The organism is Congregibacter sp., assembly GCF_045107095.1.
Classification (GTDB): Bacteria; Pseudomonadota; Gammaproteobacteria; order Pseudomonadales; family Halieaceae; genus Congregibacter.
In genome coordinates this window covers 1-3,109 of the sequence record NZ_JBGCFU010000085.1, presented here as the reverse complement: position 1 = coordinate 3,109, position 3,109 = coordinate 1, and the positions used below count along the sequence as shown (strand labels likewise).

The window sequence follows — 3,109 nt, the reverse complement described above, 5'->3', positions numbered from 1 at the left end:
CACCTCATGACCAATGATGAATTTGCCGCACTGGCTGCTCAGGGCTACAACCGCGTGCCCGTGCACCGTGAAGTGCTCGCCGACTTTGATACTCCTCTATCCACCTACCGTAAGCTCGCCGAGGGGCCTTATTCCTATCTCTTTGAATCAGTAGAAGGCGGTGAAAAGTGGGGGCGTTACTCGATTATTGGCCTGCCTTGTCGAGAACTGATCAAGGTCTTTGGCTATCGCGTCGAGAGCTGGGTAGATGGAGAGTGCATCGGAACCGAAGAGGTAGCGGATCCTCTCGATTTTGTGGAGGCTTATCAGCAGTGTTTTAAAAGTCCGGATCAGGATGCCCTGCCGGTATTTCACGGTGGATTGGTTGGCTATTTTGCCTATGACACGGTGCGCTATGTAGAGCCGCGCCTGGCGGATAGCTGCCCCGAGGATCAATTGCACACGCCAGACATATTGCTGATGCTTTCTGAGGAGGTTTTGGTATTCGATAATCTGGCTGGCACTTTGCGGGTGGTGGTCAACGTCGACCCCGCCGTTGAAGGGGCTTTTGACAGAGCCAACGAACGCTTGGACTCGTTAGTAGCATCCCTCGATACGCCGCTGGCGCCGCTGCCTCGGGTGTCTCTGGCAGGTGCCGATGGAAGTGCTCACGAGGCCAACGCACGATATAGCCTCAGTCAGGGCGAGTACGAGTCTGCTGTACACAAAGTGAAAGAGTACGTATTGGCAGGCGATGCCATGCAGGTCGTGCCCTCCCAGCGCATGACCGTGCCCTTTAGCGCGCCACCGTTAAATTTGTACCGGGCACTGCGCAATCTTAATCCCTCACCGTATCTCTACTTTCTGGACCTCGATGAGTTTCAGGTGGTGGGATCCTCACCGGAAATATTAGTAAGAGCCGAAGAGGGCAAGGTGACGGTGAGACCCATAGCCGGTACTCGTCACCGTGGTAAAACCGAGGAAGAGGACGATGCTCTCGAAGCTGAGTTGCTTGCGGACCCTAAGGAGTTAGCCGAACACCTCATGCTTATTGATCTGGGGCGCAACGACGTCGGACGTATCGCCCAAACAGGCACGGTAGAACTGACCGAGAACATGTTGGTAGAGCGCTACTCCCACGTGATGCACATTGTGTCCAATGTAGAGGGCCAGCTGGACGAGGGTCTCTCGTCCATGGATGCGCTAAGAGCAGCGCTCCCCGCGGGTACTTTAAGCGGTGCACCAAAGATACGAGCAATGGAAATCATCGATGAACTGGAGCCGGTAAAGCGCGGTATTTATGGTGGCGCGGTGGGGTATTTATCGTGGGCGGGAGACATGGATACGGCCATCGCTATTCGTACGGCGGTGTTGAAGGACGGTGAATTGCATATTCAGGTTGGCGCGGGAGTCGTGGCGGATTCTGTTCCCAGCACCGAGTGGCAGGAGACCCTGAACAAGGCGCGCGCGATGTTGCGTGCGGTTGCGATGGTTGATGCTGGAGTGCAGAGCTAATGTTACTGATGATTGATAATTACGATTCCTTTACCTACAACGTGGTTCAGTACCTCGCTGAGCTGGGCGCTGACGTTCAGGTATTTCGCAATGACGAAATCTCTGTTGAAGAAATAGCAGCTCTTGCCCCCGAACGTATTGTGATCTCCCCCGGTCCCTGCACACCCAACGAAGCGGGGATTTCCATGGAAACCATTCGTGAGTTTGCGGGAAGTCTGCCCATTTTGGGCATTTGTTTAGGCCACCAGAGCCTGGGTCAGGTTTATGGCGGAGAGGTGGTGCGCGCGCGGCAGGTCATGCACGGAAAGACTTCACAAATTCATCACGATGGTAGTGGCGTCTTTGCGGGAATTCCGTCGCCGTTTGTGGCAACACGCTATCACTCCCTCGTGGTGGATCGAGACAGCTTGCCGGGTGACTTCGATGTCACTGCATGGACCGTCGATGAGACGGGTGAGGTTGACGAAATTATGGGCCTTAGGCATCGCGCCACAGGTGCTGAGAGTGTGCAGTTCCACCCAGAGTCAGTTCTTAGCGAACACGGCCACGCACTTTTGAAGAACTTCATGATGCAGAGCATTCCCGGGGACATGGCGAAGAGTTAGTGGAGGAGCAGGTGATGGATATTCAGCAAGCGCTGGGACGCGTTGTCGAACAGAAAGACCTCAGCCGAGAAGAAATGGCGGCAGTGATGCGCCAGATTATGTCGGGAGACGCTACGGACGCTCAGATCGGCGGATTGCTTATGGGTTTGCGCATTAAGGGCGAAACCATTGATGAGATTGCGGCTGCAGCTGCGGTCATGCGTGACCTCGCTACGCCTGTGACGGTTCAGGGCGATAATCTGGTTGATCTCGTGGGAACTGGAGGTGACGGCGCCAATTTGTTCAACGTCTCCACAGCGTCGTGTTTCGTTGTGGCGGCAGCCGGTGCGCAGGTGGCTAAACATGGCAATCGTTCGGTATCCAGCACCAGCGGTAGTTCCGATGTTCTTGAGGCGCTCGGCGTGCCCCTGGATCTTGATCCAGAGCAGGTGGCTCGGGCTATCGAGGATGTGGGGCTTGGATTCATGTTTGCACCGGCACACCACAGTGCTATGCGTTACGCCATTGGGCCACGGCGGGAGCTGGGCTTGAGAACCTTGTTTAACCTCCTCGGTCCTCTGACAAATCCTGCGCAGGTAAAGCGTCAGCTGCTGGGCGTGTACGACGCGGACTTGTGTGAGCCCCTGGCGCACGCGCTCAAGGCGCTGGGTAGTGAGCACGCGATGGTCGTGCATGCACAAGACGGGCTCGATGAGATTTCCATTGCAGCGCCCACGAGTGTCGCGGAGCTGCGCGACGGAGAGGTTCATTGCTACATCATTAACCCTGCAGACTTTGGTCTTGGGGTGACCGACTTGGGTGGTTTGTTGGTGGATTCTGCCCAGGCTTCGGCGGCACTGATTCGCGCTGCACTTTCCGGTAGAGGGGGTGATAGCGATACGACGGATCCCGAAAAAGCGCGGCAGATTATTGCGATGAACGCCGGAGCGACGATTTATGTTTCAGGCGTAGCCTCATCTCTGGCCGACGGCGTCGCCCTGGCTGAGGACCTTTTATCCACAGGGCAGGCT

The 3,109-nt window shown here is 56.1% G+C and carries 3 protein-coding genes; all 3 read left to right on the top strand.

Annotated features, from left to right (window positions below; all coding sequences use genetic code 11):
- Positions 1-6 precede the first annotated feature (6 nt).
- Complete coding sequence (gene trpE / locus AB8B76_RS11825) at positions 7-1,494, top strand: anthranilate synthase component I (protein ID WP_405272709.1); 1,488 nt, start codon at positions 7-9, stop codon at positions 1,492-1,494.
- Positions 1,494-2,099, top strand: coding sequence for an anthranilate synthase component II (locus AB8B76_RS11820; RefSeq protein ID WP_405272707.1), 606 nt, complete (start codon positions 1,494-1,496; stop codon positions 2,097-2,099). The genes trpE and AB8B76_RS11820 overlap by 1 nt, the downstream gene beginning before the upstream one ends.
- A 14-nt stretch (positions 2,100-2,113) precedes the next feature.
- The coding region (trpD, locus tag AB8B76_RS11815) for an anthranilate phosphoribosyltransferase (protein WP_405272705.1) at positions 2,114-3,109 on the top strand (996 nt) is incomplete at its 3' end.